The 26752-nt window shown below is 39.2% G+C and carries 43 protein-coding genes; 2 read left to right on the forward strand and 41 right to left on the reverse strand.

Features of this window, described 5'->3' with window-relative positions:
* Window positions 1-288 precede the first annotated feature (288 nt).
* Window positions 289-948: a polysaccharide deacetylase family protein gene (locus ACIQYS_RS20855; RefSeq protein WP_402984526.1), complete on the forward strand. Its 660-nt coding sequence runs from the start codon at window positions 289-291 to the stop codon at window positions 946-948.
* Window positions 949-989: 41 nt separating this feature from the next.
* Here ACIQYS_RS20855 and ACIQYS_RS20860 read toward each other — a convergent pair whose 3' ends face one another.
* Entirely contained in the window at window positions 990-1670 is a 681-nt protein-coding gene (locus tag ACIQYS_RS20860) for a KinB-signaling pathway activation protein (protein WP_402984529.1), read from the reverse strand.
* Window positions 1671-1809: 139 nt separating this feature from the next.
* On the opposite strand from ACIQYS_RS20860, the gene gerD reads away from it, so the two are divergent.
* Entirely contained in the window at window positions 1810-2403 is a 594-nt protein-coding gene (gerD, locus tag ACIQYS_RS20865) for a spore germination lipoprotein GerD (RefSeq protein ID WP_402984532.1), read from the forward strand.
* 30 nt (window positions 2404-2433) lie between these two features.
* On the opposite strand, the gene ACIQYS_RS20870 is transcribed toward gerD, so the two are convergent.
* The 40 genes from ACIQYS_RS20870 to rpsJ all read right to left on the reverse strand — a co-directional run bounded on the left by ACIQYS_RS20870 (window position 2434) and on the right by rpsJ (window position 26239).
* Window positions 2434-3486 (reverse strand): Mrp/NBP35 family ATP-binding protein, encoded by a 1053-nt coding sequence (locus ACIQYS_RS20870; RefSeq protein WP_402984535.1) that lies wholly within the window; start codon window positions 3484-3486, stop codon window positions 2434-2436.
* 77 nt (window positions 3487-3563) lie between these two features.
* Window positions 3564-4277, reverse strand: coding sequence for an N-acetylmuramoyl-L-alanine amidase (locus ACIQYS_RS20875; RefSeq protein ID WP_402984649.1), 714 nt, complete (start codon window positions 4275-4277; stop codon window positions 3564-3566).
* Window positions 4278-4341: 64 nt separating this feature from the next.
* Window positions 4342-4899: a GNAT family N-acetyltransferase gene (locus ACIQYS_RS20880; protein WP_402984538.1), complete on the reverse strand. Its 558-nt coding sequence runs from the start codon at window positions 4897-4899 to the stop codon at window positions 4342-4344.
* 103 nt (window positions 4900-5002) lie between these two features.
* The gene (locus ACIQYS_RS20885; RefSeq protein WP_402984541.1) at window positions 5003-6214 is read right to left on the reverse strand and encodes an MFS transporter; all 1212 of its coding nucleotides are present in this window, start codon (window positions 6212-6214) and stop codon (window positions 5003-5005) included.
* On the reverse strand, window positions 6211-6732 hold the full coding sequence (locus ACIQYS_RS20890; protein WP_402984544.1) for a GNAT family N-acetyltransferase: 522 nt from the start codon (window positions 6730-6732) through the stop codon (window positions 6211-6213). Before ACIQYS_RS20890 ends, ACIQYS_RS20885 begins: the two co-directional genes overlap by 4 nt.
* A 615-nt stretch (window positions 6733-7347) precedes the next feature.
* The gene (gene rpsI, locus ACIQYS_RS20895; protein ID WP_142538213.1) at window positions 7348-7740 is read right to left on the reverse strand and encodes a 30S ribosomal protein S9; all 393 of its coding nucleotides are present in this window, start codon (window positions 7738-7740) and stop codon (window positions 7348-7350) included.
* 22 nt (window positions 7741-7762) lie between these two features.
* Window positions 7763-8200: a 50S ribosomal protein L13 gene (rplM, locus tag ACIQYS_RS20900; protein ID WP_142538212.1), complete on the reverse strand. Its 438-nt coding sequence runs from the start codon at window positions 8198-8200 to the stop codon at window positions 7763-7765.
* Between the two features lie 168 nt (window positions 8201-8368).
* A complete protein-coding gene (gene truA, locus ACIQYS_RS20905) occupies window positions 8369-9118 on the reverse strand; it encodes a tRNA pseudouridine(38-40) synthase TruA (RefSeq protein ID WP_402984549.1) in 750 nt (249 codons plus the stop codon).
* Window positions 9119-9133: 15 nt separating this feature from the next.
* Window positions 9134-9931: an energy-coupling factor transporter transmembrane component T family protein gene (locus tag ACIQYS_RS20910; protein ID WP_402984576.1), complete on the reverse strand. Its 798-nt coding sequence runs from the start codon at window positions 9929-9931 to the stop codon at window positions 9134-9136.
* Entirely contained in the window at window positions 9931-10800 is an 870-nt protein-coding gene (locus tag ACIQYS_RS20915) for an energy-coupling factor ABC transporter ATP-binding protein (RefSeq protein ID WP_402984579.1), read from the reverse strand. The genes ACIQYS_RS20910 and ACIQYS_RS20915 overlap by 1 nt, the downstream gene beginning before the upstream one ends.
* Complete coding sequence (locus ACIQYS_RS20920; RefSeq protein ID WP_402984582.1) at window positions 10776-11624, reverse strand: energy-coupling factor ABC transporter ATP-binding protein; 849 nt, start codon at window positions 11622-11624, stop codon at window positions 10776-10778. Before ACIQYS_RS20920 ends, ACIQYS_RS20915 begins: the two co-directional genes overlap by 25 nt.
* 295 nt (window positions 11625-11919) lie before the next feature.
* Window positions 11920-12300, reverse strand: coding sequence for a 50S ribosomal protein L17 (gene rplQ / locus ACIQYS_RS20925; protein WP_093274692.1), 381 nt, complete (start codon window positions 12298-12300; stop codon window positions 11920-11922).
* Window positions 12301-12353: 53 nt separating this feature from the next.
* Window positions 12354-13298: a DNA-directed RNA polymerase subunit alpha gene (locus ACIQYS_RS20930; protein ID WP_093274697.1), complete on the reverse strand. Its 945-nt coding sequence runs from the start codon at window positions 13296-13298 to the stop codon at window positions 12354-12356.
* 136 nt (window positions 13299-13434) lie between these two features.
* Window positions 13435-13824, reverse strand: a complete 390-nt coding sequence (gene rpsK, locus ACIQYS_RS20935; protein ID WP_053591340.1) for a 30S ribosomal protein S11 — start codon at window positions 13822-13824, stop codon at window positions 13435-13437.
* Between the two features lie 25 nt (window positions 13825-13849).
* Entirely contained in the window at window positions 13850-14215 is a 366-nt protein-coding gene (rpsM, locus tag ACIQYS_RS20940) for a 30S ribosomal protein S13 (protein WP_144512700.1), read from the reverse strand.
* A gap of 23 nt (window positions 14216-14238) precedes the next feature.
* Complete coding sequence (gene rpmJ, locus ACIQYS_RS20945; RefSeq protein ID WP_003247619.1) at window positions 14239-14352, reverse strand: 50S ribosomal protein L36; 114 nt, start codon at window positions 14350-14352, stop codon at window positions 14239-14241.
* A 37-nt stretch (window positions 14353-14389) separates the two neighbouring features.
* Complete coding sequence (infA, locus tag ACIQYS_RS20950) at window positions 14390-14608, reverse strand: translation initiation factor IF-1 (protein ID WP_016429904.1); 219 nt, start codon at window positions 14606-14608, stop codon at window positions 14390-14392.
* 457 nt (window positions 14609-15065) lie between these two features.
* The gene (locus ACIQYS_RS20955; RefSeq protein ID WP_402984588.1) at window positions 15066-15719 is read right to left on the reverse strand and encodes an adenylate kinase; all 654 of its coding nucleotides are present in this window, start codon (window positions 15717-15719) and stop codon (window positions 15066-15068) included.
* Between the two features lie 65 nt (window positions 15720-15784).
* Window positions 15785-17074, reverse strand: coding sequence for a preprotein translocase subunit SecY (gene secY, locus ACIQYS_RS20960; RefSeq protein WP_402984591.1), 1290 nt, complete (start codon window positions 17072-17074; stop codon window positions 15785-15787).
* Entirely contained in the window at window positions 17074-17514 is a 441-nt protein-coding gene (rplO, locus tag ACIQYS_RS20965; RefSeq protein WP_402984594.1) for a 50S ribosomal protein L15, read from the reverse strand. Before rplO ends, secY begins: the two co-directional genes overlap by 1 nt.
* A 32-nt stretch (window positions 17515-17546) precedes the next feature.
* Window positions 17547-17729: a 50S ribosomal protein L30 gene (gene rpmD, locus ACIQYS_RS20970; protein WP_142538201.1), complete on the reverse strand. Its 183-nt coding sequence runs from the start codon at window positions 17727-17729 to the stop codon at window positions 17547-17549.
* A 15-nt stretch (window positions 17730-17744) separates the two neighbouring features.
* A complete protein-coding gene (gene rpsE, locus ACIQYS_RS20975; protein WP_402825757.1) occupies window positions 17745-18245 on the reverse strand; it encodes a 30S ribosomal protein S5 in 501 nt (166 codons plus the stop codon).
* A 21-nt stretch (window positions 18246-18266) separates the two neighbouring features.
* A complete protein-coding gene (gene rplR, locus ACIQYS_RS20980) occupies window positions 18267-18626 on the reverse strand; it encodes a 50S ribosomal protein L18 (protein ID WP_142538200.1) in 360 nt (119 codons plus the stop codon).
* A gap of 30 nt (window positions 18627-18656) precedes the next feature.
* Window positions 18657-19196 carry a 50S ribosomal protein L6 gene (gene rplF / locus ACIQYS_RS20985; RefSeq protein WP_402984597.1) on the reverse strand — a complete coding sequence of 180 codons (540 nt, stop codon included), beginning with the start codon at window positions 19194-19196 and terminating at the stop codon, window positions 18657-18659.
* Between the two features lie 30 nt (window positions 19197-19226).
* Entirely contained in the window at window positions 19227-19625 is a 399-nt protein-coding gene (gene rpsH, locus ACIQYS_RS20990; RefSeq protein ID WP_142538198.1) for a 30S ribosomal protein S8, read from the reverse strand.
* A gap of 30 nt (window positions 19626-19655) precedes the next feature.
* Window positions 19656-19841 carry a type Z 30S ribosomal protein S14 gene (locus tag ACIQYS_RS20995; protein ID WP_093274736.1) on the reverse strand — a complete coding sequence of 62 codons (186 nt, stop codon included), beginning with the start codon at window positions 19839-19841 and terminating at the stop codon, window positions 19656-19658.
* 18 nt (window positions 19842-19859) lie between these two features.
* Window positions 19860-20399 (reverse strand): 50S ribosomal protein L5, encoded by a 540-nt coding sequence (gene rplE / locus ACIQYS_RS21000; RefSeq protein ID WP_402825751.1) that lies wholly within the window; start codon window positions 20397-20399, stop codon window positions 19860-19862.
* A gap of 23 nt (window positions 20400-20422) precedes the next feature.
* On the reverse strand, window positions 20423-20731 hold the full coding sequence (gene rplX / locus ACIQYS_RS21005; RefSeq protein ID WP_142605848.1) for a 50S ribosomal protein L24: 309 nt from the start codon (window positions 20729-20731) through the stop codon (window positions 20423-20425).
* A 36-nt stretch (window positions 20732-20767) separates the two neighbouring features.
* Complete coding sequence (gene rplN / locus ACIQYS_RS21010) at window positions 20768-21136, reverse strand: 50S ribosomal protein L14 (RefSeq protein WP_053591327.1); 369 nt, start codon at window positions 21134-21136, stop codon at window positions 20768-20770.
* A 44-nt stretch (window positions 21137-21180) separates the two neighbouring features.
* The gene (rpsQ, locus tag ACIQYS_RS21015) at window positions 21181-21444 is read right to left on the reverse strand and encodes a 30S ribosomal protein S17 (RefSeq protein WP_142538195.1); all 264 of its coding nucleotides are present in this window, start codon (window positions 21442-21444) and stop codon (window positions 21181-21183) included.
* Window positions 21445-21462: 18 nt separating this feature from the next.
* Entirely contained in the window at window positions 21463-21663 is a 201-nt protein-coding gene (gene rpmC / locus ACIQYS_RS21020) for a 50S ribosomal protein L29 (protein WP_053591325.1), read from the reverse strand.
* Window positions 21653-22087 (reverse strand): 50S ribosomal protein L16, encoded by a 435-nt coding sequence (gene rplP / locus ACIQYS_RS21025; protein WP_402984603.1) that lies wholly within the window; start codon window positions 22085-22087, stop codon window positions 21653-21655. The genes rpmC and rplP overlap by 11 nt, the downstream gene beginning before the upstream one ends.
* A 1-nt stretch (window position 22088) precedes the next feature.
* A complete protein-coding gene (gene rpsC, locus ACIQYS_RS21030; RefSeq protein ID WP_402984638.1) occupies window positions 22089-22745 on the reverse strand; it encodes a 30S ribosomal protein S3 in 657 nt (218 codons plus the stop codon).
* A 3-nt stretch (window positions 22746-22748) separates the two neighbouring features.
* Window positions 22749-23093 carry a 50S ribosomal protein L22 gene (gene rplV / locus ACIQYS_RS21035; RefSeq protein WP_402984641.1) on the reverse strand — a complete coding sequence of 115 codons (345 nt, stop codon included), beginning with the start codon at window positions 23091-23093 and terminating at the stop codon, window positions 22749-22751.
* A gap of 20 nt (window positions 23094-23113) precedes the next feature.
* Window positions 23114-23392, reverse strand: a complete 279-nt coding sequence (gene rpsS, locus ACIQYS_RS21040; protein ID WP_090567829.1) for a 30S ribosomal protein S19 — start codon at window positions 23390-23392, stop codon at window positions 23114-23116.
* A 60-nt stretch (window positions 23393-23452) separates the two neighbouring features.
* A complete protein-coding gene (rplB, locus tag ACIQYS_RS21045; RefSeq protein WP_402984644.1) occupies window positions 23453-24283 on the reverse strand; it encodes a 50S ribosomal protein L2 in 831 nt (276 codons plus the stop codon).
* Window positions 24284-24325: 42 nt separating this feature from the next.
* The gene (gene rplW, locus ACIQYS_RS21050) at window positions 24326-24610 is read right to left on the reverse strand and encodes a 50S ribosomal protein L23 (RefSeq protein WP_093274761.1); all 285 of its coding nucleotides are present in this window, start codon (window positions 24608-24610) and stop codon (window positions 24326-24328) included.
* Entirely contained in the window at window positions 24610-25233 is a 624-nt protein-coding gene (rplD, locus tag ACIQYS_RS21055) for a 50S ribosomal protein L4 (RefSeq protein ID WP_402984646.1), read from the reverse strand. The genes rplW and rplD overlap by 1 nt, the downstream gene beginning before the upstream one ends.
* 25 nt (window positions 25234-25258) lie before the next feature.
* Window positions 25259-25888, reverse strand: a complete 630-nt coding sequence (gene rplC, locus ACIQYS_RS21060; RefSeq protein WP_142538190.1) for a 50S ribosomal protein L3 — start codon at window positions 25886-25888, stop codon at window positions 25259-25261.
* A 42-nt stretch (window positions 25889-25930) separates the two neighbouring features.
* Window positions 25931-26239 carry a 30S ribosomal protein S10 gene (gene rpsJ / locus ACIQYS_RS21065; protein WP_093274779.1) on the reverse strand — a complete coding sequence of 103 codons (309 nt, stop codon included), beginning with the start codon at window positions 26237-26239 and terminating at the stop codon, window positions 25931-25933.
* Window positions 26240-26752 lie beyond the last annotated feature (513 nt).

Genomic DNA, 26752 nt, shown 5'->3' on the forward strand with positions numbered 1-26752 from the left:
CGCCAGCGTTCGTCCTGAGCCAGGATCAAACTCTCCATAATAGAGAACTTAAAAAGCTCATTTTGTTTTGCTGGCATCATCATTAAATGATGTCATAATTGTTTTGCTTTCAGACTAAAATTAAATTAGTCTTTCAAGCTATATGTCTTAACGTTTTGCATGTTCAGTTTTCAATGTTCATGTTGTCGTTTTGTTTTGGCAACCTTTGTATCTTAACACCATTTTAACATGAATGTCAACACTAAAACATAAAGTTTATTAAAATGATTTGAAAAGGTGTGTGTTACTTTGAAAAAAAAGATATTGTTAGTAGGTTCGGTAACATTATTAATCACTCTATTATTCATCGTTCCAAGAAACTATTCTTCTATACTTCCGGTTTTTCAATTAACAGAGAAGCCGACGGTTATTTCTAAAGGAACATACGGAAAAACAGTCACAATCGATTTAACGTTTGGGAAAGATGAAATTGAAACACTGCTGAAAGATATAAAAGCACCTTACCCCCATTTTTTTATTAGCACTGAGTGGATGGAACGTTCTATGGTCATTATAAAGGTTATGCAAGAAAAACATATTCCGATTGGGCTATTAGGTCAGGAAGGGGAAAACTATATAGAGAATCCTGTTTTATTTCAAAAAGAAGTGGATCAATTCGAAAAAATTATTGGTGAAAAACCACTTTGGTTTCGAACAAAAGATTATCAATTTCCAGTGGAGCTACAAGAAATTGCTTGGAAGCAAGAGGTAAACTTACTTAGTTCAAGTAAGTATTGGAATGAAGAAGTTCCTGTACTCACAAAAGGAGATGTCCTTTCTATACCACTTCACCAAGATAATCGGGTTGATATAAAACAACTCACCCAACTTTTAGAGTCGCAATCATTTTTACCTATAGAACAAAATATATTCGGTTTAAAAATGAACACAAAAACGTTTCCTGAATAGAAAAGACTGCCATGACAATCATTCGTCGTGGCAGTTTTCATTTACTTTGTTTTCGTAGCGATTGCTTTTCTTCTCTCTTGTCTTCGTGCCTCTAATTTCAAGCGATCTTCATCTGATTTTGCATTGTATTTTGGTAAAGCCAATAATTGGTATGCATTTACAGCAAGAATAGGGAATAATAATAACGTTACCCAACTGTCCACATTATCTGCTCGTACCATTAATACCGGCAGCCACTCTAGTGTGGTTACAACAATCATAAAGAATAATGCGGAAATAAGGGTATGTTTTTTGGTCAAATTGGCTTTTGCTATTGCGACTACTATAGCTGTAATTATTAATATTGCAAGTAAAATAACGTAAAGCCAAATTTGTCCCGTTGTTTCTGCATTTGGACGGAAACGGAACATAACTAAATCAAAAATAACGATAGCAATAATGAGTAACTGAACCCAATTCCAAAGCGTAAGCGTTCGAAAAATATTAACACCCATTTGATGAATCGTTAAGTACGCAAAATAACCCATTTGCGCAATTACACTTACTGTAAAGCCCATAACAATCATAAATGCGAAAGCGGCAAAAAATTCGCCCCATTGGCCTGCCTCAAAATATTTCGCAAAAGCATCATCCCAACGTATAAATAAACCCAAAATGCCGGTAATAACTCCACCGATCAACATGGCATTTAGAAAAAATTTAAACCAGTTTCGTATAGTCACAGCAAGATTTCCTCCAACTTTTCTATTTCTTCTACCCATTAAATTGTAACAACCATTTACCTAAAAATCTATTTCTTCCTGGTTACTATACATATTTCTGAAACAAATGTGAACAATAATCGAAAGGACGGTGACGAATATGAAGTATTTTGCACTTATTTTGCTAAGTCTTGGGCTTCTCTCTGGTTGTAGTGGTTCTTCTGCTCCTCCTTCTTATGAGGAAAATAAAAAAATGCTCATAGATGCGTTACAAACTGAAGATGGTAAAAAAGCCATTCGAACACTTTTAGATGATCCCGCATTTAAAGAGTTGTTAGTAATTGATAATGAGCAAGTGAAGAAATCGGTGGAACAAACTATGTTATCCAAAGAAGCGGAAGAATTTTGGAAAAAAGTTTACCAGGATCCTAAATTTTCAGAGACTATGGCAAAAAGTATGATAAAACAACAAGAAGAACTAATGAAAGCGTTGATGAAGGACCCCACTTATTTACAAGACTTAGAAAGCTTTTTTGGTTCTGCTGATATGAAAAAGGAATTAGGGAAAGTGCTACAATCCAGTGATATGCGGAAAGAGATGCAAAAGGTTGTAGAGGAAACCATTCAAAGTCCTTCATTGCAATCGAAGTGGCAAAAACTAGTGGAAGAAGCTGGTTCGCAGAAAGAAAGTGGCGGTGGATCAAAAGAGGAATCGGGTTCTTCTGCTCAAAAGAAAGGCGAAACGGAAAAATAAGGCCGCTCCCCAAGTGGAAACGGCCTTTTCTTATGCTTTTTCGATTACTTTTTGTGCAATTTCTAAATAGATTTTTCCGGTTTCATGAGTTTCGGCATATACAGAAGGAGCAAAATCGATGTCATTCCAATCGGGTTGTCCTAATGGAAGTTGACCAAGCAATTCTGTACGTAGTTCGTCCGCAAGCTTCGGACCGCCACCTTTACCGAAAACAAATTCACGCTCGCCTGTAGACTTCGCTTCATACCAAGACATATTTTCAATAACCCCAAGTATTTCATGATCAGTTTGAAGTGCCATCGCACCTGCTCTTGCAGCAACGAAAGCAGCTGTTGGATGTGGTGTTGTTACAACGATTTCTTTTGACGCTGGTAACATTTGATGAATGTCTAATGCAACATCTCCGGTACCTGGTGGTAAATCTAATAGTAAATAATCTAATTCTCCCCACTCGACATCTTTAAAGAATTGATCTAATACCTTCCCAAGCATTGGCCCACGCCATACAACCGGCGTATTATTTTCCACAAAGAACCCCATAGAGATAACTTTTACCCCTTTACGTTCTACTGGAATGATACGATCCTCTTTTATTTGTGGGATATCTTTTACACCCATCATATCTGGTACACTAAATCCATAAATATCCGCGTCTACTAGTCCTACTTTTTTGCCTAAACGAGCCAGTGCTACTGCTAAATTGACTGATACAGTAGATTTACCAACTCCACCTTTACCAGAAGCAATGGAGATAATTTTTACTTTGCTATTCGGGGAAAGAATGCTCTCACTGTCGCTCTCTTTTGCTTTCCCACGGAATTGTTCTAGTACTTCTTTCGGTAATTCTTCAAATCGAATACCTACTGTTGCTGCTCCTGCATCTTTCAATACTTCTACTACTTTAGTTTGTAGTTGCATTTGCTCTGCTGAATTTATTTTGGCGATTGCTAGTTTGACACTAACATGATTTTTTTCTTCTTTTATGGATACTGTGGATATTCCGTTTGTTTCTGCTAAAGTTCTATGTAAAAAAGGATCATTTAATTCGCCAAGTAATGCACGAACTTGTTGCTCGTTAATCATCTGTAGACACTCCCCTTTAGTTAACTATTCGCAATATAGTATACCATATACGAGTGTCTACATTCCCAAACATTGGCTCAGTAAATATTAGCTTCTACAAAACGGAGTACGCCCTCCGAAATTGCATCAACCATTTGATTTTGATATTTATCTGATTGCAACAATTCTCGCTCTTCATTGTTACTTATAAATCCTGTTTCCACTAACACTGCCGGAGCCTTTGCTTTTTTCAAAATATATACTTGTTTAATCGAAAGTGCTTCTCTTTCCGTATTGCCTATATTTTCTCTAATAGAACCTTGAATAGACTTGGCTAATAGCTCTCCTCCATCGTGACCTTCTGCATGATAAAATACTTGGGCACCACGCCATCTCTCTTCAGGGACCGCATTCACGTGTAAACTAATCACAAGATCTGCTTCGGAGTTGTTCATAATTTCTTCGCGAAGGAGTAGATCTGCTCGCTTTCTAGATCGAGTTGTAGGGAAGTCTTTATCCGGCATATGCTCTGCAACAGCATCTCCTTCTTTCGTTCGCGTCATGACGACTGTTGCTCCTTGTGCTTTTAGCTTTTTCTCTAACTTTAATGACATAGCTAATGTAATGTCACGTTCCACTACTTCCCCATGACTTGCACCACCATCTATCCCCCCATGCCCTGGGTCAATGACAATTTTCACGCCACTTAACGGATTTGGTAGGAAAAAACCAGTATCACTTGCCTTCGTTCCATAAACAACGGCAAGCAAAGATATTAAAAACAATACGAAGATGATTATCCACTTTTTCAGGTTCATCGCTCCTTTTTCACTCATTATACGTATGAGGGACAAAGAGTATGATAGCTTTAATTAGTCATTTTTCGATTCGGTAGATTCCTTTTTTGACTCTTAATGTACAGCCGTTTTTTGTAAAAATACTTATCGTATGTTTATTACTTTCATCAGTACTTCCTACATAATAATTGGCTTGCATTTTCTTCATTATCTCTAATGTAAGCTTATGAAGCTTAGTCCCTAGTCCTTGCCCTCGCATGTCAGGGACAACTCCAAAGTAGAACATCCTTCCTTCACTTTGTGTCCCCATCTCAATATGTGGAATACTTATCCCGACTAATTTATTATCTACAAAAAAGGAGTAACAATTTCTTCTCCACTCGTCTCCTAACTCACTAGCTATCGAAGCCATTACTTGCTCGATGGGCTGAGGTATATTTTTATTCGCCGTTCCCGTTAGACATAGCTCGTATGCTTCCGCAAATTCAGTATCCTTCATAAGCCCTTCTGCTAACGAATAAAACAAAAGATCACTTTCCTGTTCAATCTCATCTTCCAACTGCTTCGTGTACTCCACAATAGAAGAAATTTTACTAAACCCTCGCGCAAGCAACCAACTTTCAAATGCCTCATCCATTAGTAAAGATAGATAGCCTATTTGTTCATTTTCGTAAGCTCTTAAAATTTAAGTAAATGCTTCTTTGTAATCCTCTTCAGATTTGCAATACGCTTTTTCGCTTTTAATGAGATTGAATAGTTGCATGTGTAGCCCTCCCTTTTTTTATCCGGTTACTAAGATAAAAAGATGGTATAGCAAGCAATGTAATTCCACCAATAATCGTAAATACTAGTGCTCCACTATTCAAACTGTCTAAAAGTACGCCTCCCATACTCGGTCCCGCAATTCTTCCAACTGATTTCACGCCAGATAAAGCAAAATACGTTCCTTTTTCATGATCTGCACACATGCCATCTATATGGATATCTATCATTGTGAAAACTAGCACTTCGCCCGCTGTAAAAACGACCATCGCCAAGAGTAATAATAGAATTTGTTCACTCTGCCCAAAGCAGATTAGACCTACCGATAACAAAACACTGCCTATTATTAGGGAAGACGTCGTACTAATAACTTCTCCCAATTTATAAACAAAATATTGAATAATGATTACTGTAATAGCATTCGTTGTAATTAGCCATGCAAAATATTGAATCGCTAGCTCATGATTAAACCTTATACCTAAATATTGACTAAACGTCGAGTCGAACTGGCTATAACCGAAGCTTATAAAAATCAATGCTAATATAAAAATGCCAAATGCATAATCCTTCTTAAATACATAGAAAGATTGTAAAATAGATGGCTTTTCCTTAGGTGCGGTTACTTGTTTCATAGGGTATTTTTTAAAAATAATTGCAAAAGTTATAATATTAATAAAGAAAATAAAGCCTACTACAAAAAACAACTTCTCTATACCATACTGCTGAAAATACACGGATGTTAACGGCGCAATAGCGGCAGATATATTGATAAGGAAATATCGAATATTAAATATGAACCTTCTATTTTCTGGTTCTGTATAAAGGCTTAACAATACACGATAAGTCGGCTCAACGACCGCTTGGCTCGCACCAAGCAATGCTGCAAATAATATAAATCCAACATATTGATCGATAAAAGGAAAATATATATAACATCCTAAATAACCGATTAACCCAGTTATAATTACTTTGTCTTTGGGAAATCTATCAATATAAGGCCCTACCAAAAAACTCATGATTAAGTTTGATAAAGCAAGGGTAGAAATAATCGTTCCTATTTGAACCGCTGAATAATGAAATTCATTTAACAAAAATAGCGTTAAGTACGGTAATACTAAAAAAGTTCCAAATCGTGCGATAAAAATACTAACGAGAATCGTTGACGTCACAATATTTAACTTGCTTTTCATATGTCACCCCTTTTTCCTGAGTTGGAATAGACATACACAATCCGCCCTTTTAAAACAATCTTCGCTTCTACACACATCCCAATTTTATCCGCTACTTTTTTAGAAGCTTCATTTTCCTGCTGAATTAAGGAAATCATTCTATCTATTCCTAATTGATTTACCCCTCTATGTAATAAGGCTTTCGCTGATTCGGAAGCATAGCCATTTCCCCAATATTCTTTTGCAATCCAATAACCTATCTCAAGCTCATCTTTACCATTTACTTTTTGCGGAACAATTCCAGCATGCCCAACTGGGACATTATCTTCTTTCCGAACAATCACTTTTAAACCGTACTCGCTATTCATTTCATAGTGACTATATATCCATTCTAAAAATGCTTGAGTACCTTCTTGATCTCGCGTATCACCATTTCCAATATAGCGGACCATTTCCGGATCAGATAACATGTCATATAAAAAATCGAAATCATCTTGTGTATACAAACGGAATAACAGCCTTTCAGAAGTAAACTCCATATTTCATCACCTACTGAATTTTTCTATTTATCAAACATCTACTAAATATACACCTCCAAAAACAACGAAACAACCACTTTTTTAAATGGTGTAACAAGTGTCTGTCGCCTGTTGTAATATTCCTTGTTTACCAGAGCTACTTATAAAGGATAGTTTGCGTAATATGGGATAATGTGTCGTAAGGAAGTTACCGCTGCAGATGGACGCTTTCGGCCGGGTGAGTGATTAGCCACCACCGACGCTACGCGTACGTTGTGATTTCTTATTTGTCTCACTCATCCCGCTGAAGTCGTCGCCCTTCCGCTTCAATCCACTAAAATTACTAGCTAATCAGTTTCGAATTTACAGTATATGGTTGAACGCGACAAAATCCACTGCGAACGAGACAAACTGGCTTTGAACACGACAAAGACTACACCGAGCACGACATAAAGACCGCTCAACCCGACAAACCCGAAGATCCTATCCTTATGACGCATTATCTCAAAAAAGGGCATATCTTATATCGTATTGTTGAGAGAAAGTTATTCGTATACCATAGATTTTGTGATTTCCTAAAACTAAAAAAGCACCTCTCGAGAATCTCGAGAAGTGCTTTGAACTGATAATATAAAATTAACGTTTTGAGAACTGAGGTGCACGACGAGCGCCTTTAAGTCCTGGTTTTTTACGTTCTTTCATACGTGGGTCACGTGTTAAGAATCCTGCTGATTTTAATGCTGAACGGAAATCAGGATCTACTGTAAGTAATGCACGTGCAATACCGTGACGGATTGCTCCTGCTTGACCTGTGAATCCACCACCATTAACGTTTACGTGTACATCGTAGCTACCCAAAGTTTGAGTAGTTACTAATGGTTGTTTAATAACTTCACGTAAAGTTTCATATGGTACGTAATCTTCTACGTCACGTTTGTTGATAACGATTTTTCCTTCGCCTGGTACTAAACGTACGCGTGCTACTGAACTTTTACGGCGACCAGTGCCGATATATTGAACTTGTGCCAAGTGTATGTCCTCCTCTTAGTTATTATCCGCGAAGCTCGTATGCTTCTGGTTTTTGTGCTGCGTGTGGATGCTCTGCTCCAGCGTAAACGTTTAGTTTAGAAAACATTTGACGGCCTAAAGAGTTTTTTGGAAGCATTCCTTTGATCGCTAATTCGATCATTTTCGTTGGGTACTTAGTACGCATTTCTAAAGCAGTACGTTGTTTAAGACCACCAGAGAATTGTGTGTGACGGTAGTAAATTTTATCATTTAACTTGTTTCCAGTTAAATGAATTTTTTCCGCGTTGATAATGATCACGTGATCACCTGTATCAACGTTCGGTGTGAATGTTGGTTTGTTTTTACCACGTAAAATAGCTGCAACTTCAGAAGCTAGACGACCAAGAGTTTGGCCTTCAGCGTCTACTACTAACCATTTACGTTCTACTTCGTGACCTTTAGCCATGAATGTTGTACGCATGTATTTTGTCCTCCTAATTCAATCATAATCGATCTATAATTTTCTATATCCTCATACCAATAAGTTTCGGGGCTTATATTGTGGGGTTAATGAAAATACCATACATCATCTTACCCCGAATACGTCATTTAGTCAAGCGTTTTATGAAAAACACCTGGAAAGGTTGCTTCACTTCAAATACACTACCTTTTCTAGGTATAAACCGTGTGCTGGCGCTGTTTTTCCAGCATTCTTTCGATTGCATGAGTGCAAGATTCCAGGCAAGTCTTCCACACTTTTTTTTTCGATTCCAATTTCCCACAAAGTTCCTGCAATAATTCGAACCATATTATATAAAAACCCGTTCCCGCTAATCTCCATGTGAAGCTGATTCGCTTCTTTTTTTACTTCCAAATGAATCGAATGGACGGTTCTCACAAAATCTTTCACACTCGTGTTAGATGCACAAAAGCTTGAAAAATCATGAGTTCCAAGCAAACAGACAGATGCCTCTTTCATCAGCTCAATATTCGGCTTATACCGTTCCACATGCACGCTATAATTGCGTTCAAATGGGCTATGTACATCATTCAACGACCAAATATACCGATACGTTTTTCCAGCAGCATCATATCTCGCATGAAAATCATCCTGCACTCGTTCCACTGATAATACCCGAATGTCCCCCGGAAGTTGCACATTTAGTGCAGTTTTCCAACGATCCATCGGTAATGAAAGCGAACTATCATAATGGATAACTTGACCTGTTGCATGTACGCCAGCATCCGTTCTTCCACTTGCAACGACCTTCACAACGGTTCCTTTATGCATTGTCTGTAATACTCGCTCTAACTCCAACTGGACTGTTCGTTTCCCCGGTTGTACTTGATAACCTGAAAAACCACTACCATCATAACTAATAATTGCGCGTAGCCGCATGGCTTACACCTCCGATTACGATCTAAAATAGACAAGAACGATCGCTAATATTAGGAGGGTAACGATGATTACCGTATCTATTGTTGCCCATTCTAACTTTCGATACCTCGTTCTTCCTTCCCCACCTTTATAACCTCGTACTTCCATCGCAGTTGCCAAATCTTCCGCACGTTTAAACGCACTAACAAACAAAGGGATAAGTAGCGGAACGATCGCATTCATTCTTTCTTTCATACTACCAGTTGTCATGTCAGAGCCTCTCGCCATCTGTGCCTTCATAATTTTATCTGTCTCATCCATTAAAGTTGGGATAAATCTTAAAGAAATAGACATCATAAGCGCTAATTCATGCACAGGGAGCTTCCATTTCTTCAACGGGTTCAATAATGTCTCCAATGCATCCGTAATCGAAATAGGGGTCGTAGTGAGTGTTAAAATAGATGTCAAAATAACAAGGACAAAAAAGCGGATGGAGATGAATATCCCTTGTCGCAAACCTTCCTCATAAATCTTTACAAACTTCCACTCAAATAGAATTGCACCTTCTCGTGTAAAAAATAAATGCAATAAAAACGTAAAGATGATCAAAATGACGACAGGCTTCAATCCATTTATCAAAAAGTAAAGCCTAATCCTTGACATTCGAATGATCAAAAATGTAAACGCCACTAAAATTCCGTATGTAATCCAGTTATTTGCGATAAAAACAACCGCAATAAATAAAAATACAAAAATTAATTTTGCGCGTGCATCTAACCTATGAATAAACGAGTCTCCCGGTATATATCGACCAAATATCATTTTTTCTAGCATTATAACTCACGCTCCTTCTTCAAAAATAGCGCAAGTTCTTCCGCTAGCATCTCTTCCGTTAAACAAAGAACAGGTAACTGTTTCCCCATCATTTGTTCCACCTTTTTCTGAAACTTGATGCTTTGAGGGAGTTCCAAACGATAATCCATCAAACGACCTTCATCAGAGAAAATTTCTTGTGGCGTTCCTGCTAACACACATTTACCATCATGCATAATGGCTATGCGATCAGCATATCTTGCAGCATCTTCCATACTATGTGTGACAAGTACGGTCGTTAAACCTTTTTCCTTATGAAGTCGGTAAAACAAATCCATTATCTCTTTTCTTCCTCTGGGATCTAGACCTGCTGTTGGTTCATCTAGTACTAACACTTCCGGGTTCATCGCAAGTACACCCGCAATTGCGACACGTCTCATTTGCCCTCCTGATAAATCGAAAGGTGATTTTTCCAACACTTCATCTGGTAAACCTAGTAATTTTACTAATTCAATGGCACGACGTTTCGCTTCTTCTTCTGGCACGCCAAAATTCATTGGACCGAACATAATATCTTTCAACACTGTTTCATCAAATAATTGATGCTCTGGAAATTGAAATACAATGCCTACTTTTTGTCTTACTTTTCGAAGCTGCTTATTTTTCTTATCTGCACTTACTACTACATCACCGATTTTAATAGCACCTTCTGTCGGTTTTAATAAAGCATTCAAGTGCTGCAATACCGTTGACTTACCTGAACCAGTATGCCCGATAATTGCTTGATACGATCCGGAAGGGATATGTAGATCTACATCAAAAAGCGCCCTTTTTTCAAATGGTGTATTTTTCGCATAGGCGTAACTTACTTGTTGAAGTGTGATGTCCATAAATCATTCACCAATTCTTCTTCTGACATATGTTCTGCTACTAATTCAATTCCTTGTTTCTTTAGTAATCTAGAAACGTTCATCGCGAAAGGAAGGTCCAATCCGACATCTACTAGCGCTTGTCCGCGCTGGAAGATCTCTTCAGGCGTTCCTTCTGCATATTTGTTCCCTTGATTCATCATAATAACACGATCAGCAAGTAATGCTTCTTCTAAATCATGTGTAATCGAAATAACGGTCAAATCCGTTTCATCTCTTAACTGTCGTACTGTAGAAAGTACTTCTTCTCTGCCTTGTGGGTCTAACATAGATGTCGCTTCATCTAATAATAATATTTTAGGGTGCAAAGCAATAGCTCCAGCTATGGCAACCCGTTGTTTTTGCCCACCAGATAAATGATGTGGCTCGCTATTCATAAAATCGCTCATCGCAACTTTTACTAATGATTGTTTTACTCGTTCTACCATTTCCTCAAAAGGGACCCCATTATTTTCTAATGCAAACGCAACATCGTCTTGCACGGTTGCCCCTACAAACTGGTTATCCGGATTTTGAAAAACCATTCCCATTTGTGAGCGAATATCCCATAAATTTTGTTCGGCAAGCGCTTCTCCAAAAACTCGTACTTTTCCCGTCTGAGGAAATAGAAGACCATTCATTAAACGTGCCAGCGTCGATTTCCCTGATCCGTTATGACCAACAATTGCAACCCATTCTCCTTCATAAATTGTATAAGATACGTTATTTACAGCAGGTCGCACGTCTCCATCTTCTTCTTTATATGTAAAAGTTACTTCTTGTAAAGAAATAATTTCGCGTTTCATCCTTTACCTCCTCTAGCTCATCTCAGCTATACTAATTGCCTTAACACTATATTACGACAAATTAAAAAAGCGCGCACCTCATTTAGAGAAATGCGCTCTTCTATAACTTATTTCAAGACTGGCTGCTCAAGACCAATCCGAAAATGAGGTGCGTAGAGCTAGACGAGACGCAACTTATATGTATAAAGTCCGCCCATCGTAACACTCTGCTTTTATAATGTCGTATAAATCTGTTTGAAAAAAGAAGAGGGTGGTAGGATACACCAATCCTCTTCAATTTGCAGAATAAATTAAATTAAACTAACTCAATTACTACAACTGGTGCTCCGTCTCCGCGACGAGGTCCAACTTTCATAATACGAGTATAACCGCCTTGACGATCTGCATAACGTGGTGCTACATCATCAAACAACTTTTGCAATGCAAATACAGTTGTTTCATTACCTTCTTCGTCAGTAGAAGTTGCTACTTCACGACGAATGTAAGATGCAGCTAAACGGCGTGCATGCAAATCTCCGCGTTTACCTAAAGTGATCATTTTTTCAACGACAGAACGTAATTCTTTCGCGCGTGCTTCAGTTGTTTGAATACGCTCGTTAATAATTAAGTCTGTAGTTAAGTCACGTAACATCGCTTTACGTTGAGAACTTGTACGTCCAAGTTTTCTGTAACCCATGGATGTTTCCCTCCTTTGGTGAATAATTCAAATCTAGCTATATCAAAATTCGCTTAGTCTTCTTTACGTAATCCTAAGCCAAGCTCATCTAACTTCGCTCTTACTTCTTCTAAAGATTTACGTCCAAGGTTTCTTACTTTCATCATGTCGTCTTCTGATTTGCTTGCAAGCTCAAGTACTGTATTAATACCAGCGCGTTTTAAGCAATTATAAGAACGAACAGAAAGATCAAGCTCTTCGATAGTCATCTCTAATACTTTCTCTTTTTGATCTTCTTCTTTTTCGACCATGATTTCAGCAGTTTGTGCCTCGTCTGTCATCCCTACGAAAATGTTCAAGTGCTCTGTTAAAATTTTTGCTCCAAGCGAAATCGCCTCTTTAGGACCGGTGCTGCCATCTGTCCACACATCAAGAGTTAATTTATCGTAGTTAGACGATTGCCCAACACGAGTATTTTCCACTTGAAAATTAACGCGTGAAACTGGAGTATAAATAGAGTCGATCGGGATTACGCCGATAGGAAGATCCTCACGTTTGTTTTGATCAGCAGGAGTGTAGCCACGGCCTCGACCTGCGTACATACGCATACGGAAATGACCATTTTTGCCGATTGTTGCAATATAGAGTTCTGGATTTAATATCTCAACATCACTGTCATGTGTAATGTCAGCTGCCGTTATCGTTCCTTCTCCTTTTACATCAATCTCAATGACTTTTTCTTCATCAGAGTAGATTTTTAGAGCTAGTTTTTTCACATTCATAATAATAGATGCAACGTCTTCCACTACGCCTTCAATAGTTGAAAACTCATGTAGAACGCCATCAATTTGAATAGAAGTAACTGCAGCTCCTGGTAAAGAAGACAGAAGGATACGACGTAAAGAATTACCCAAAGTATTTCCATAGCCACGTTCTAGCGGTTCTACAACAAATTTACCAAACTTGGTATTTTCGCTGATTTCTACACTTTCAATCTTTGGTTTTTCAATTTCGATCATTCCAATTTACCCTCCCTCAAAACATCGAATGTATAGGTTCTTTCCATCATGAATTCGATCGTTTAACTGGTTGCTTGTTTTAACAACCTCAGTCTGTACAATAAATGATGTTCTCAAACAATTTGAGTGTCACCTTTTACACGCGACGACGTTTTGGTGGACGACAACCATTATGTGGTACTGGTGTTACGTCTTTAATAGCTGTAACTTCTAGACCTGCAGCTTGAAGTGCGCGGATAGCCGCTTCACGTCCAGCACCAGGACCTTTAACAGTTACTTCTAAAGTTTTTAGACCATGTTCCATAGAAGTTTTTGCAGCTGTTTCTGCAGCCATTTGTGCAGCGAATGGAGTAGATTTACGAGAACCTCTGAATCCAAGAGCTCCAGCACTTGACCAAGAAAGTGCATTACCTTGCATGTCTGTGATAGTCACAATTGTGTTATTAAATGTTGAGCGAATGTGAGCAATACCGGATTCGATATTCTTTTTCACACGACGCTTACGTGTTTGTTGTTTACGTGCCATGTTAAGAAGAAACCTCCTTTACCGATTATTTTTTCTTGTTAGCGACTGTTTTACGTGGACCTTTACGAGTACGAGCATTGTTCTTCGTATTTTGTCCGCGTACAGGTAAGCCGCGACGGTGACGGATACCACGGAAAGATCCGATTTCCATCAAACGTTTAATGTTTAGTGATACTTCACGACGAAGGTCACCTTCTACTTTGTATACACCGATTTGTTCACGGATTTTGTTTAACTCGTCTTCTGTAAGATCACGAACTCGTGTCGATTCAGAAATACCAGCCTCTACTAGTACTTTTTGTGCAGTAGTTTTACCAATACCGTAAATGTATGTTAATGCAATAACAACGCGTTTATCGCGTGGAATGTCAACACCAGCAATACGTGCCATATGTGTCGTGCACCTCCTTCTAATTATCCTTGTCTTTGTTTGTGTTTAGGATTTTCACAGATTACCATTACTTTACCGCGTCGGCGAATTACTTTACATTTTTCGCAGATCGGCTTCACAGATGGTCTCACTTTCATCTAACCCAACCTCCTTAGTAGTCCGGAGTGCAAAAGATTATTTAAAACGGTACGTGATACGACCGCGAGTTAAATCGTAAGGAGAAAGTTCAATTGTGACTTTATCTCCAGGTAAAATGCGGATAAAGTGCATACGAATTTTACCCGATACATGCGCAAGTATCGTATGACCGTTTTCTAATTCTACCTTAAACATCGCGTTTGGCAAAGTCTCAACAACTGTTCCTTCGACTTCAATTACATCATCTTTCGCCATCAACCCTGTCTCCCTTCTATATACAAATCAGGTTCTCATCAATACTCAAACGTAATTTGCTTTTAGTATAGCCTCTAATAGAACGAAACTATTCGTTTCAAGCATATGTTTGGAAATCATGAGAGATGTTCGAAAGACACTCGTAAGGTTTCGCTTTTTGCAATCCACGGAGTAGACTGACTGGTAGAAACCTGTCTCCCTCATGTCAACATGTTCGTACGAATGTGTTGGATGAGTTCCATAGTACCCGTTCGTTACATAGATGCTTCCACGAAACCCATTATACCCTTTCAGAAGTCAAAATGCACGTGGACTAGGGGGTCCTCGTTAAGGATGCATTTCTATTCATCCAGTTCGTATACCGGGCGCAATATGCTTTTGCAGCTCTCGAAAAAAACGTCTTCGTTCTTATGCATAGTGCCCGGGTATTCAGTCATCTGCGACAGGCACCGGGCATTTAGATGCGGTTGCCCTGTAACAGAGCATCTAGATCAGCAAATACTTTTGTAATATCTTGCTGTCCATCTATATTCGTTAAAACACCTTTGTTGTCATAAAAGTCAAGCAAAGGTTGTGTTTGCTTCATATTTACTTCCAGACGGTTAGTGACCGTTTCCGGATTATCATCCGCACGTTGATATAGCTCCCCACCATCTTTGTCACATACCCCGTCCTTGGCAGGTGGGTTAAAGACTAAATGGTAAGCTGTACCGCATACTTTACAGATACGGCGACCAGTTAGACGTCTGATTAATTCATCTTGTTCTACTTGAATATTCAGCACATGCTCAATCGATTTTCCAAGATCCGTAAGTAAAGCATCTAGTGCTTCTGCTTGCGGTACAGTACGTGGAAAACCATCAAGTAAGAATCCTTTTTCACAGTCTGGTTTGCTTAATCTATCGCGAACGATACCAATCGTTACTTCATCCGGTACTAATGCACCTTGATCCATAAACGATTTTGCTTTTAAACCAAGTTCCGTGCCATCTTTAATAGCTGCACGAAACATATCGCCTGTAGAAATATGAGGGATTGCGTACTTCTCAACAATTTTATCTGCTTGTGTACCTTTACCAGCACCTGGCAGACCCATTAAAACGATATTCATACGAAAATGCCCCCCTCAGGACTATTTGTTGATTTTTAGGAACAAAACGTTCCTAAAAACCAAGATTATTTCATAAAGCCTTTATAGTGACGTTTAACTAATTGAGATTCCAATTGTTTCATCGACTCTAACGCAACACCAACAACGATTAGCAAGCTGGTACCACCAATTTGCGCCGTCTGCGGAAGTCCCGCAAATTTAACAAATAATAGCGGCATAATAGCGATTAGTGCCAAGAAAATAGAACCTACAAAAGTTAAACGATATAAAACACTAGTTAAATAATTTTGTGTGTTTATACCTGGACGAATTCCTGGAATATACGCACCTTGCTTTTTCAAATTGTCCGCTACATTCTCTGGATTCACTTGTATGAATGCATAGAAGTAAGCAAAAGCAATGATCAAAGCAATATAAATTATCATACCAATAGGTTGTGTATAATCTAACGCTCGCGTAATAAAGTCCGTCGTTTTATTCTGTCCAAAGAACAGAACAAGTGACTGAGGAGCCATAAGAAACGCTGAAGCGAAGATTACCGGAATAACTCCCGCTGCATTTACTTTTAAAGGCAGATGCGTTTGCTGACCACCCGTTTGAGCAGTACCTGCAACTCGTTTCGCATATTGAATTGGAATTTTACGCAATGCTTGTTGCACGTAAATAACTCCAACCGTAACAGCGATAATAGCCAATAATAATAATACGAGGATCACGATATTGATAAATAACGCTTCTCCAGCACCCTCAATAAATTGTGCATACACTTGGTTAACCGCGTTTGGAATAGCAGCCACGATACCAGCAAAGATAATAACAGAAATACCATTACCAACGCCTTTAGCAGTAATCTGTTCTCCCAACCACATTAAGAATGCAGTCCCCGCAGTTAATACAATTGCAATAACAATATAATTTAAGATGCCTTCTTCTTTTATTAAACCGCCGAACATACGGTTAAAGCCATATGACATTGCGATTGCTTGAATAAAAGCTAACACTATTGTGAAGTAACGAGTAAATTGAGCAAGCTTACGTCTTCCAACTTCCCCTTGCTTAGCCCACTCTGTAAACTTCGGTACAACGTCCATTTGTAATAATTGAACGATAATAGATGCAGTGATGTAAGGCATAATTCCCATCGCTAGAATAGAGAAGTTTTTTAATGCGCCACCACCAAACGTATTTAAGAAGCCAATCAAACCAGATTGATCGGTTTGCTTTAATACATTTGCATCAACGTATGGTACCGGTACAAATGTCCCGATACGAAATACGATTAACATTAACAAGGTAAAAATGATTTTATTTCGAATATCTCTCACACGCATAAAGTTGGAGATTGTCTGAAACATTAAACCACCTCAGTTTGTCCGCCAGCATTCTCGATTGCTTGTTTTGCTGACGCAGAAAATTTGTGAGCTTTAACAGATAATTTCTTGTCAAGAGTTCCATTACCTAGAATCTTAATACCAGATTTTTCACTGCTCACAACACCTGTTTCGATTAATAGAGCAGGTGTTACTTCTGTGCCTTCTTCAAAACGATTTAATGTGTCAAGGTTCACGATTGCAAACTCTTTACGATTAATGTTTGTAAAACCACGTTTTGGTAAACGACGGAACAATGGGTTCTGACCGCCCTCAAATCCTGGACGAACTCCTCCGCCTGAACGAGCGTTTTGACCTTTATGACCTTTACCTGCAGTTTTACCATTACCAGAACCGGTACCACGACCTACACGGTTACGCGTAGAACGAGATCCTTCTGCTGGTTTTAACTCATGAAGTTTCATATGGTGGCACCTCCTTATTATTAAGATATACCTTAAATTTCTTTTAGTGTTACTAAGTGAGCTACTTTACCAACCATCCCACGGATAGCAGCATTGTCTTGATGCTCAACAGTTTGGTGTAATTTACGTAGACCAAGGGCTTCAGCTGTTTTGCGTTGATTTGGTTTTGTACCAATCAAGCTTTTAGTAAGGGTGATTTCTAATTTAGTTGCCATTGTCAATTTCCCCCCTTATCCTAACAGTTCTTCTACTGATTTACCACGTAATTTAGCAACGTCCTCAGCACGTTTTAGTTCAGTTAAACCTTGTACTGTAGCACGTACCATGTTAATTGGTGTGTTAGATCCAAGTGATTTAGAAAGAATGTCTGTAATACCAGCCAATTCTAATACCGCACGAACTGGTCCACCAGCGATAACTCCTGTACCTGGTGCAGCTGGTTTAACTAGAACAGAACCAGCTCCGAAGCGACCAATAATTTGGTGAGGAGTAGTTCCTCCAACTCTTGGTACTTCTACTAAGTTTTTCTTTGCATCTTCAACTGCTTTACGGATTGCATCTGGAACCTCTTGAGCTTTACCAGTACCAAATCCAACATGACCGTCTTTATCTCCAACTACTACTAATGCAGTAAAACGGAAACGACGTCCACCTTTTACAACTTTAGCAACACGGTTAATCGTTACTACGCGTTCTTCAAGTTCAAGTTTGTTTGGGTCAATACCACGCATGAAATATGTCCCTCCTTCTTCTTAAAATTCTAAGCCGTTTTCACGTGCAGCTTCAGCTAACGCTTTAACACGTCCATGATATAAGTAACCGCCACGGTCGAATACAACAGATTTAATGTTCTTTTCAACAGCGCGTTTTGCGATTGTTTCACCGATCAATGTAGCAGCTTCAACGTTTCCAGCTGTACCATTAAAGTCTTTATCCATAGTAGACGCACTTACGATTGTTACACCTTGTGAATCATCGATAAGTTGTGCGTAAATATGTTTGTTAGAACGGAATACATTTAAACGAGGACGTTCAGTAGTACCCGTGATTTTTGTACGAACACGTGCATGACGTTTTTTACGAACTTGATTTTTGTCTTGTTTCGTAATCACAGTGGTCACTCCTTTCTAATGCGAAATGCATTATTTACCTGTTTTACCTTCTTTGCGGCGTACAACTTCGCCTTCGTAACGAATACCTTTACCTTTGTAAGGCTCTGGTGGACGAACTTGACGAATGTTAGATGCTAAAGCACCAACACGTTCTTTGTTAATTCCGCGAACGATAATTTTTGTATTAGAAGGAACTTCAACTACTACTCCGTCTTCAGGAGTGAATTCAACTGGGTGAGAGTACCCTACATTTAGTACAAGTTTAGTTCCTTGTAGTGATGCACGGTAACCAACCCCAACTAATTCAAGTCCACGTTCGAATCCTTGTGATACACCAGTAACCATGTTTGCTAATAAAGCACGTGTTGTACCATGGATCGTACGGTGTTCTTTTGACTCTGAAGGACGTACTAAAGTAATTACATTACCTTCTTGCTCAATTTTAATATCTTGGTTAAAAGAATTTGTTAATTCACCTTTTGGTCCTTTTACTACTACTGTGTTGTCAGCGTTAACTGTAACAGTAACATCTGCAGGAACCTCTATTGGTTTTTTACCTACTCGAGACATTTTGTTGCACCTCCATTCGTTTGTTGATTATTACCAAACGTAAGCTACGATTTCTCCGCCAACTTGTTTAGCGCGAGCTTCTTTATCTGTTAATAAACCATTTGAAGTAGAAACTAAAGCAATTCCTAAGCCGTTCAATACTTTAGGCACTTCGTTTGTTTTAGCGTAAACGCGTAGACCAGGTTTAGAAATACGTTTCAAACCAGTAATAACGCGCTCGTCGTTTTGACCATATTTTAAGAAAATACGGATGATACCTTGTTTGCTATCTTCTACTAATTCTACATCACGTACGAAACCTTCGCGCTTTAGAATTTCAGCGATTTCCTTTTTCATGTTTGAAGCAGGAACTTCCAATTTCTCGTGACGAACCATGTTAGCATTACGAATGCGTGTAAGCATATCTGCAATTGGATCTGACATTGTCATTACATTTACCTCCTTCCCATTTATAGGGGATTACCAGCTTGCTTTTTTAACGCCAGGAATTTGTCCCTTGTATGCAAGTTCACGGAAACAAATACGGCAAAGCTTAAATTTACGTAATACAGAGTGCGGACGTCCACAACGCTCACAGCGTGTGTAGCCTTGCACTTGGAACTTTGGCGTACGTTGTTGTTTAACGATCATTGATTTTTTAGCCACGTTTTCGCCTCCCTTATTTTACTTTTGGAATGGCATACCGAATTGTGTTAATAACTCACGAGCTTCTTCGTCAGAGTTCGCAGTTGTTACAATTACGATGTCCATACCGCGTACTTTCGAAACTTTATCATAATCGATTTCAGGGAAGATTAATTGCTCTTTTACTCCAAGAGTGTAGTTACCGCGACCGTCGAATGCTTTTTTAGAAACACCACGGAAGTCACGTACACGTGGAAGAGAGATAGCGATCAATTTATCCAAGAAGTCATACATACGCTCTCCACGTAGTGTAACTTTCGCTCCGATTGGCATTCCTTCACGAAGACGGAATCCAGCGATCGATTTTTTAGCTTTCGTAACTACAGGTTTTTGACCTGAGATAATTTGTAATTCTTCAACAGCAGCGTCAAGTGCTTTTGTATTAGATACAGCATCACCCACACCCATGTTGATAACAATTTTATCAACTTTAGGTACTTGCATTACTGATTTATATTCAAACTTGCTCATTAGAGCAGGAGAAACTTCCTTAAGATACTTGTCTTTTAGGCGGTTCATGTGTGTACCTCCCTTCTTTTTACTTATTTAATGATTTCACCTGATTTTTTCGCAACACGAACTTTTTTGCCATCTTCTACTTTATAACCTACGCGAGTCGGCTCGCCAGTTTTAGGGTCGATTAACATAACATTCGATACGTGAATTGCAGCCTCTTGGCTTACAATCCCACCTTGCGGATTTACTTGATTTGGCTTCATATGTTTTTTGATGATGTTTACACCTTCAACTAACACACGGTCCTTCTTAGGAAAAGAAGCTAGGATAACACCTGTTTTCCCTTTGTCTTTACCTGAGATTACCATTACTTTGTCGCCTTTTTTAACATGCATTCTGTCGCACCTCCTTGATTGGCACTTTCATGTAAATTAAAGAACTTCTGGAGCTAAAGATACGATTTTCATGAAATTGCTGTCACGTAGTTCACGCGCAACAGGTCCGAAAATACGAGTTCCACGCGGCCCTTTATCGTCTTTGATAATAACACATGCGTTTTCATCAAATTTGATATAAGTACCGTCTTTACGGCGTACGCCGCTTTTCGTGCGAACGATTACAGCTTTAACGACGTCACCTTTCTTGACAACGCCACCTGGTGTTGCTTTCTTAACTGTACATACGACGATATCGCCGATATTAGCAGTTTTACGTCCAGTACCACCAAGTACTTTGATTGTTAAAACTTCACGTGCACCTGAGTTGTCAGCAACTTTCATACGAGTTTCTTGTTGGATCACTTAGGTAACCTCCCTTCGGAATGAATTAGTTCCGAAATTTATTATTAGATAATAACCGCTTTTTCTACAATTTCCACTAAACGGAAACGTTTTGTAGCTGATAACGGACGAGTTTCCATGATACGCACGATATCGCCGATTTGGGCTTCGTTTTGCTCATCATGAGTTTTAAATTTCTTCGAATATTTAACACGTTTACCGTATAACTTATGTTTTTTATGTGTTTCAACTAAAACAGTAATTGTTTTATCCATTTTGTCTGAAACTACACGGCCTGTGTATACTTTGCGTTGATTACGCTCAGTCATGCCTGAAAACCTCCTTTATCAGTTGTTTGCACTGATTTCTCTTTCGCGAATCACAGTTTTCATACGCGCAATCGCTTTACGTACTTCACGAATGCGAGCTGTGTTTTCTAATTGACCAGTCGCCAATTGGAAGCGAAGGTTGAAAAGCTCTTCTTTCAGTGATTTTACCTTTTGTTCTATTTCTGCAGTAGTAAGTTCACGGATGTCATTAGCTTTCATTAGATTCACCACCAATTTCTTGACGTTTAACTACTTTACACTTAATAGGAAGCTTATGTGATGCTAAGCGTAGCGCTTCACGAGCGATCTCTTCAGATACACCAGCAATTTCAAACATAATTTTTCCTGGTTTTACTACAGCTACCCAACCTTCAGGAGCACCTTTACCAGATCCCATACGAACCTCAAGAGGCTTTTTCGTATATGGTTTATGTGGGAAAATTTTAATCCAAACTTTACCGCCACGTTTCATGTAACGTGTCATTGCAATACGAGCAGATTCGATTTGACGGCTTGTAATCCAGCTTGCTTCAGTTGCTTGTAAACCGAATTCACCGAATGATACTTCTTTACCGCCTTTCGCTTCACCACGCATCTTTCCGCGGTGTTCACGACGATATTTAACGCGTTTAGGCATTAACATATTATTTGCCTCCTTCCTCAGAGTTCTTCTTCACTGGAAGGACTTCCCCACGATAGATCCATACTTTAACGCCTAGCTTACCATAAGTAGTGTCAGCTTCAGCATGTGCATAATCAATGTCAGCACGTAAAGTATGAAGTGGTACAGTTCCTTCACTATAGTGTTCAGCACGCGCGATGTCAGCGCCGCCTAGGCGTCCAGATACTTGAGTTTTAATACCTTTAGCGCCAGCACGCATTGTGCGTTGAATTGCTTGTTTTTGAGCACGACGGAAAGATACGCGGCCTTCTAATTGACGTGCGATACTTTCTGCTACTAATTTAGCATCTAAGTCAGCTCTTTTGATTTCTACGATGTTGATGTGTACACGCTTGCCAGTTAGATCGTTTAAGTGTTTACGAAGCGCTTCAACTTCAGTACCACCTTTACCGATTACCATACCTGGTTTCGCAGTGTGAATTGTAATGTTAACACGTTTAGCAGCACGTTCGATTTCTACTGTAGAAACAGATGCATCGTTTAAACGAGTTTCAATGTATTTACGAATTTTTAAGTCTTCGTGAAGTAGAGTTGCATAGTCTTTACCAGCATACCATTTTGACTCCCAATCACGAATAATACCTACTCGTAATCCTATTGGATGTACTTTTTGACCCACGAATTATCCCTCCTTCTTCTCAGATACCACTACAGTGATGTGGCTAGTACGTTTGTTAATTGCACTTGCACGACCTTGTGCACGTGGACGGAAACGTTTTAATGTTGGACCTTCGTCAACAAAAATTTCAGAAACAACTAGGTTGTTAATGTCTAAATCATAATTGTGCTCAGCGTTTGCAACTGCAGATTTCAATACTTTCTCAACAACAGGTGATGCTGCTTTAGGAGTAAGTTGTAAAATTGCAACTGCTTCACCAACTTGCTTACCTCTGATTAAATCTACGACTAATCTTACTTTACGAGGAGCAATGCGCACCGTTTTAGCAATAGCTTTTGCTTGTGACATTTGAATGACCTCCTCTCAAATTAGCGTCTTGTTTTCTTATCATCTGCACCATGACTTTTGTAAGCGCGTGTTGGTGCAAACTCGCCTAGTTTATGACCTACCATATCTTCAGTCACGTATACTGGAACATGTTTACGTCCATCATATACTGCGATTGTTAATCCGATAAAAGTAGGGAAAATTGTCGAACGGCGAGACCAAGTCTTAATCACTTGTTTTTTCTCAGAATCCTTTTGTGCATCGACCTTTTTAAGTAAATGATCGTCTGCGAAAGGTCCTTTTTTCAAGCTACGACCCATGCTGAATCCTCCCTTTCGTGATTACACCACGGTCCGTTCTTTGAACCGTAGTAAACCACATTATTTTTTACGACGACGAATGATAAGTTTGTCGGATTTGTTTTTCTTGCTACGAGTTTTGTATCCAAGAGTTGGTTTACCCCATGGAGACATAGGTGACTTACGACCGATTGGTGTACGTCCTTCACCACCACCGTGTGGGTGATCGTTAGGGTTCATGACAGATCCACGTACAGTTGGGCGTTTACCTAACCAACGAGAACGTCCCGCTTTACCAATGTTTACTAGTTCATGTTGTTCGTTTCCTACTTCACCGATAGTTGCACGGCAAACACCAAGGATTAAACGAACTTCACCAGATTGTAAACGTACGATTACGTATTTACCTTCTTTACCAAGTAATTGAGCAGATGTACCAGCAGAACGCACTAGTTGACCACCTTTACCAGGTTTCATTTCAATGTTATGGATTGTAGAACCCATTGGAATGTTTTCTAATGGAAGAGCGTTACCTACTTTAATATCAGCTTCTGGACCTGACACAACTGTCATTCCAACTTCTAAGCCTTTAGGAGCTAGGATATAACGTTTTTCTCCATCCACATAGTTAATCAATGCGATATTCGCAGAGCGGTTTGGATCATATTCAATAGTAGCTACACGTCCTTCAATACCATCTTTGTTTCGTTTGAAATCAATGATACGGTATTGGCGTTTGTGTCCACCACCATGATGACGAACAGTAATTTTACCTTGGTTGTTACGGCCGCCTTTACGTTTCACAGGAGCAAGAAGTGATTTCTCAGGTTTGTCTGTTGTGATTTCAGCGTAATCTAACGATGTCATGTTACGACGTCCGTTTGTCGTTGGTTTATACTTTCTAATCGCCATTGTATTCCCTCCTTCTTGAGTATTGATTTGTTTTTATAAGTTTTAGATCTCGAATAATTCGATTTCTTTGCTATCTTGAGTTAATGTAACAATCGCTTTACGGCGTTTGTTTGTGTACCCACCAAATTTACCTACACGTTTGAATTTCCCTTTGTAGTTCATGATGTTCACTTTTTCAACATCTACTCCAAAAATTTCTTCAACTGCGTATTTAACTTGTGTTTTGTTAGCGCGAGTGTCCACTTCGAAAGTGTACTTTTTATCTGCCATTATTTCAGAAGAACGCTCGGTAATGACCGGACGTTTAATAATATCACGTGCTTCCATTATCCAAGCACCTCCTCAACTTTTTCTACTGCAGATTTAGTTAACACTAGTTTATCGTGTCCAACTAAATCTAATACGTTAATGCCTGTTGCAGACACAACTGTGATTCCAGGGATGTTACGTGCAGCTAATGCTACGTTTTCATCTAGATCAGCAGTTACAAATAACGCTTTTTTATCGATAGAAAGGTTAGATAACACTTTCACGAATTCTTTTGTTTTTGGTGCATCAAACGCTAAACCTTCTAGTACCACGATGCTTTCTTCACGCACTTTAGATGAAAGAGCTGAAAGAAGAGCTAGACGACGCACTTTTTTAGGTAATTTATAGCTATAGCTACGTGGAGTTGGACCGAATACAACACCACCGCCACGCCATTGTGGAGAGCGGATCGACCCTTGACGAGCACGACCTGTTCCTTTTTGACGCCATGGTTTACGTCCACCACCCGCTACTTCAGAACGGTTTTTCACTTTGTGATTACCTTGACGAAGTGATGCGCGTTGAGCAATGATAGCTTCAAATAAAACAGATTCGTTTGGTTCAATACCGAAAACTTTATCGTTTAACTCGATTTCACCAACAGAAGATCCTGCTTGATTCAATAAAGATACTTTTGCCATTCCTGTTTCCTCCTTTCTTCAGAGATTATTTCGATTTAATAGCAGCTTTTACAACTACTAATGATTTACGAGAACCAGGAACATTACCTTTTACAAGTAGTAGGTTACGTTCAGCATCCACTCTTACGATATGTAAGTTTTGGATCGTCACTACATGCCCACCCATTTGACCAGGTAATTTCTTTTGTTTAAATACACGGTTCGGAGCAACTGGCCCCATTGAACCTGGACGACGGTGGTAACGAGATCCGTGAGCCATTGGTCCACGAGATTGTCCGTGGCGTTTAATAACACCTTGGAAACCTTTACCTTTAGTAACACCTGTTACATCAATTACATCGCCTTCTGCAAAACTTTCTACGTTGACTTCTTGACCAACTTCGTAATTAGCTGTATCCAAGCCGCGGAATTCGCGGATGAAGCGCTTAGGAGCAGTGCTTGCTTTTGCTACGTGCCCTTTAGCAGGTTTGTTAGAAAGCTTTTCGCGCTTATCTTCAAATCCTAACTGAATAGCTTCGTAACCGTCTGTTTCAACTGTTTTCTTTTGAAGCACTACGTTTGGAGTAGCTTCAATTACAGTTACAGGGATTAAGTCACCGTTCTCAGCAAATACTTGCGTCATACCGATTTTTCTACCTAAGATTCCTTTGGTCATCCGTCACACCTCCTATAATAATTTTTGTTTTATTTTTTACCATTAAAGTTTGATTTCAATATCAACGCCAGATGGTAAATCAAGCTTCATTAACGCATCAACAGTTTGTGGTGTTGGGTTAACGATATCGATCAGACGTTTATGCGTACGCATTTCGAATTGTTCACGAGAATCTTTGTACTTGTGAACGGCACGAAGAATTGTGTACGTCGACTTCTCAGTTGGAAGTGGAATCGGACCTGATACACTTGCACCTGAACGTTTAGCAGTTTCCACAATTTTCTCAGCAGATTGATCAAGAATTCTGTGATCATACGCTTTCAAACGGATACGAATTTTTTGTTTTGCCATTATTTTCCCTCCTTCTCGCCTATTTTCTAGACATTCTCCACGAAAATTTTCCAATCACTCGCCATGGCAAAGCGGCCGGGTGTGTCGGTAACCTCTCGCTTCATCGCAGTCAAAGACCAACTACAACATTATAAACAATAAAAAAAGATTTCGCAAGTGTTTTAGCGAAATTCTTTTAAATTGTTTTAAATACATATTTTACAGCCATGAGTGCTTTCTTAAGCCAGATTCCAGTATATAAAATTCCGCAACGAATTTCAAGTAATATGGTGCTGTAAATTGGTGGGATGTATTAGTAGGATTAACTTAATGGTTAGAAATGTACATTTCACAGTTTAGGGATACTGCGTCGTAAAGCATTTCCGCTTCAGGGTGGACGCTTTCCGAGGGATGAGCGATGGGCCTTCACCGCCGCTTGCGCGTACGTTGTGATGGCTCATTTGCTCACTCATCCGGCAGGAGTCACCGCCTTCCGCTTCAATCAACGAAATATACTAGCTAATTAGCGTTTAG

Source organism: Psychrobacillus sp. NPDC096426 (assembly GCF_044762745.1).
GTDB lineage: Bacteria > Bacillota > Bacilli > Bacillales_A > Planococcaceae > Psychrobacillus.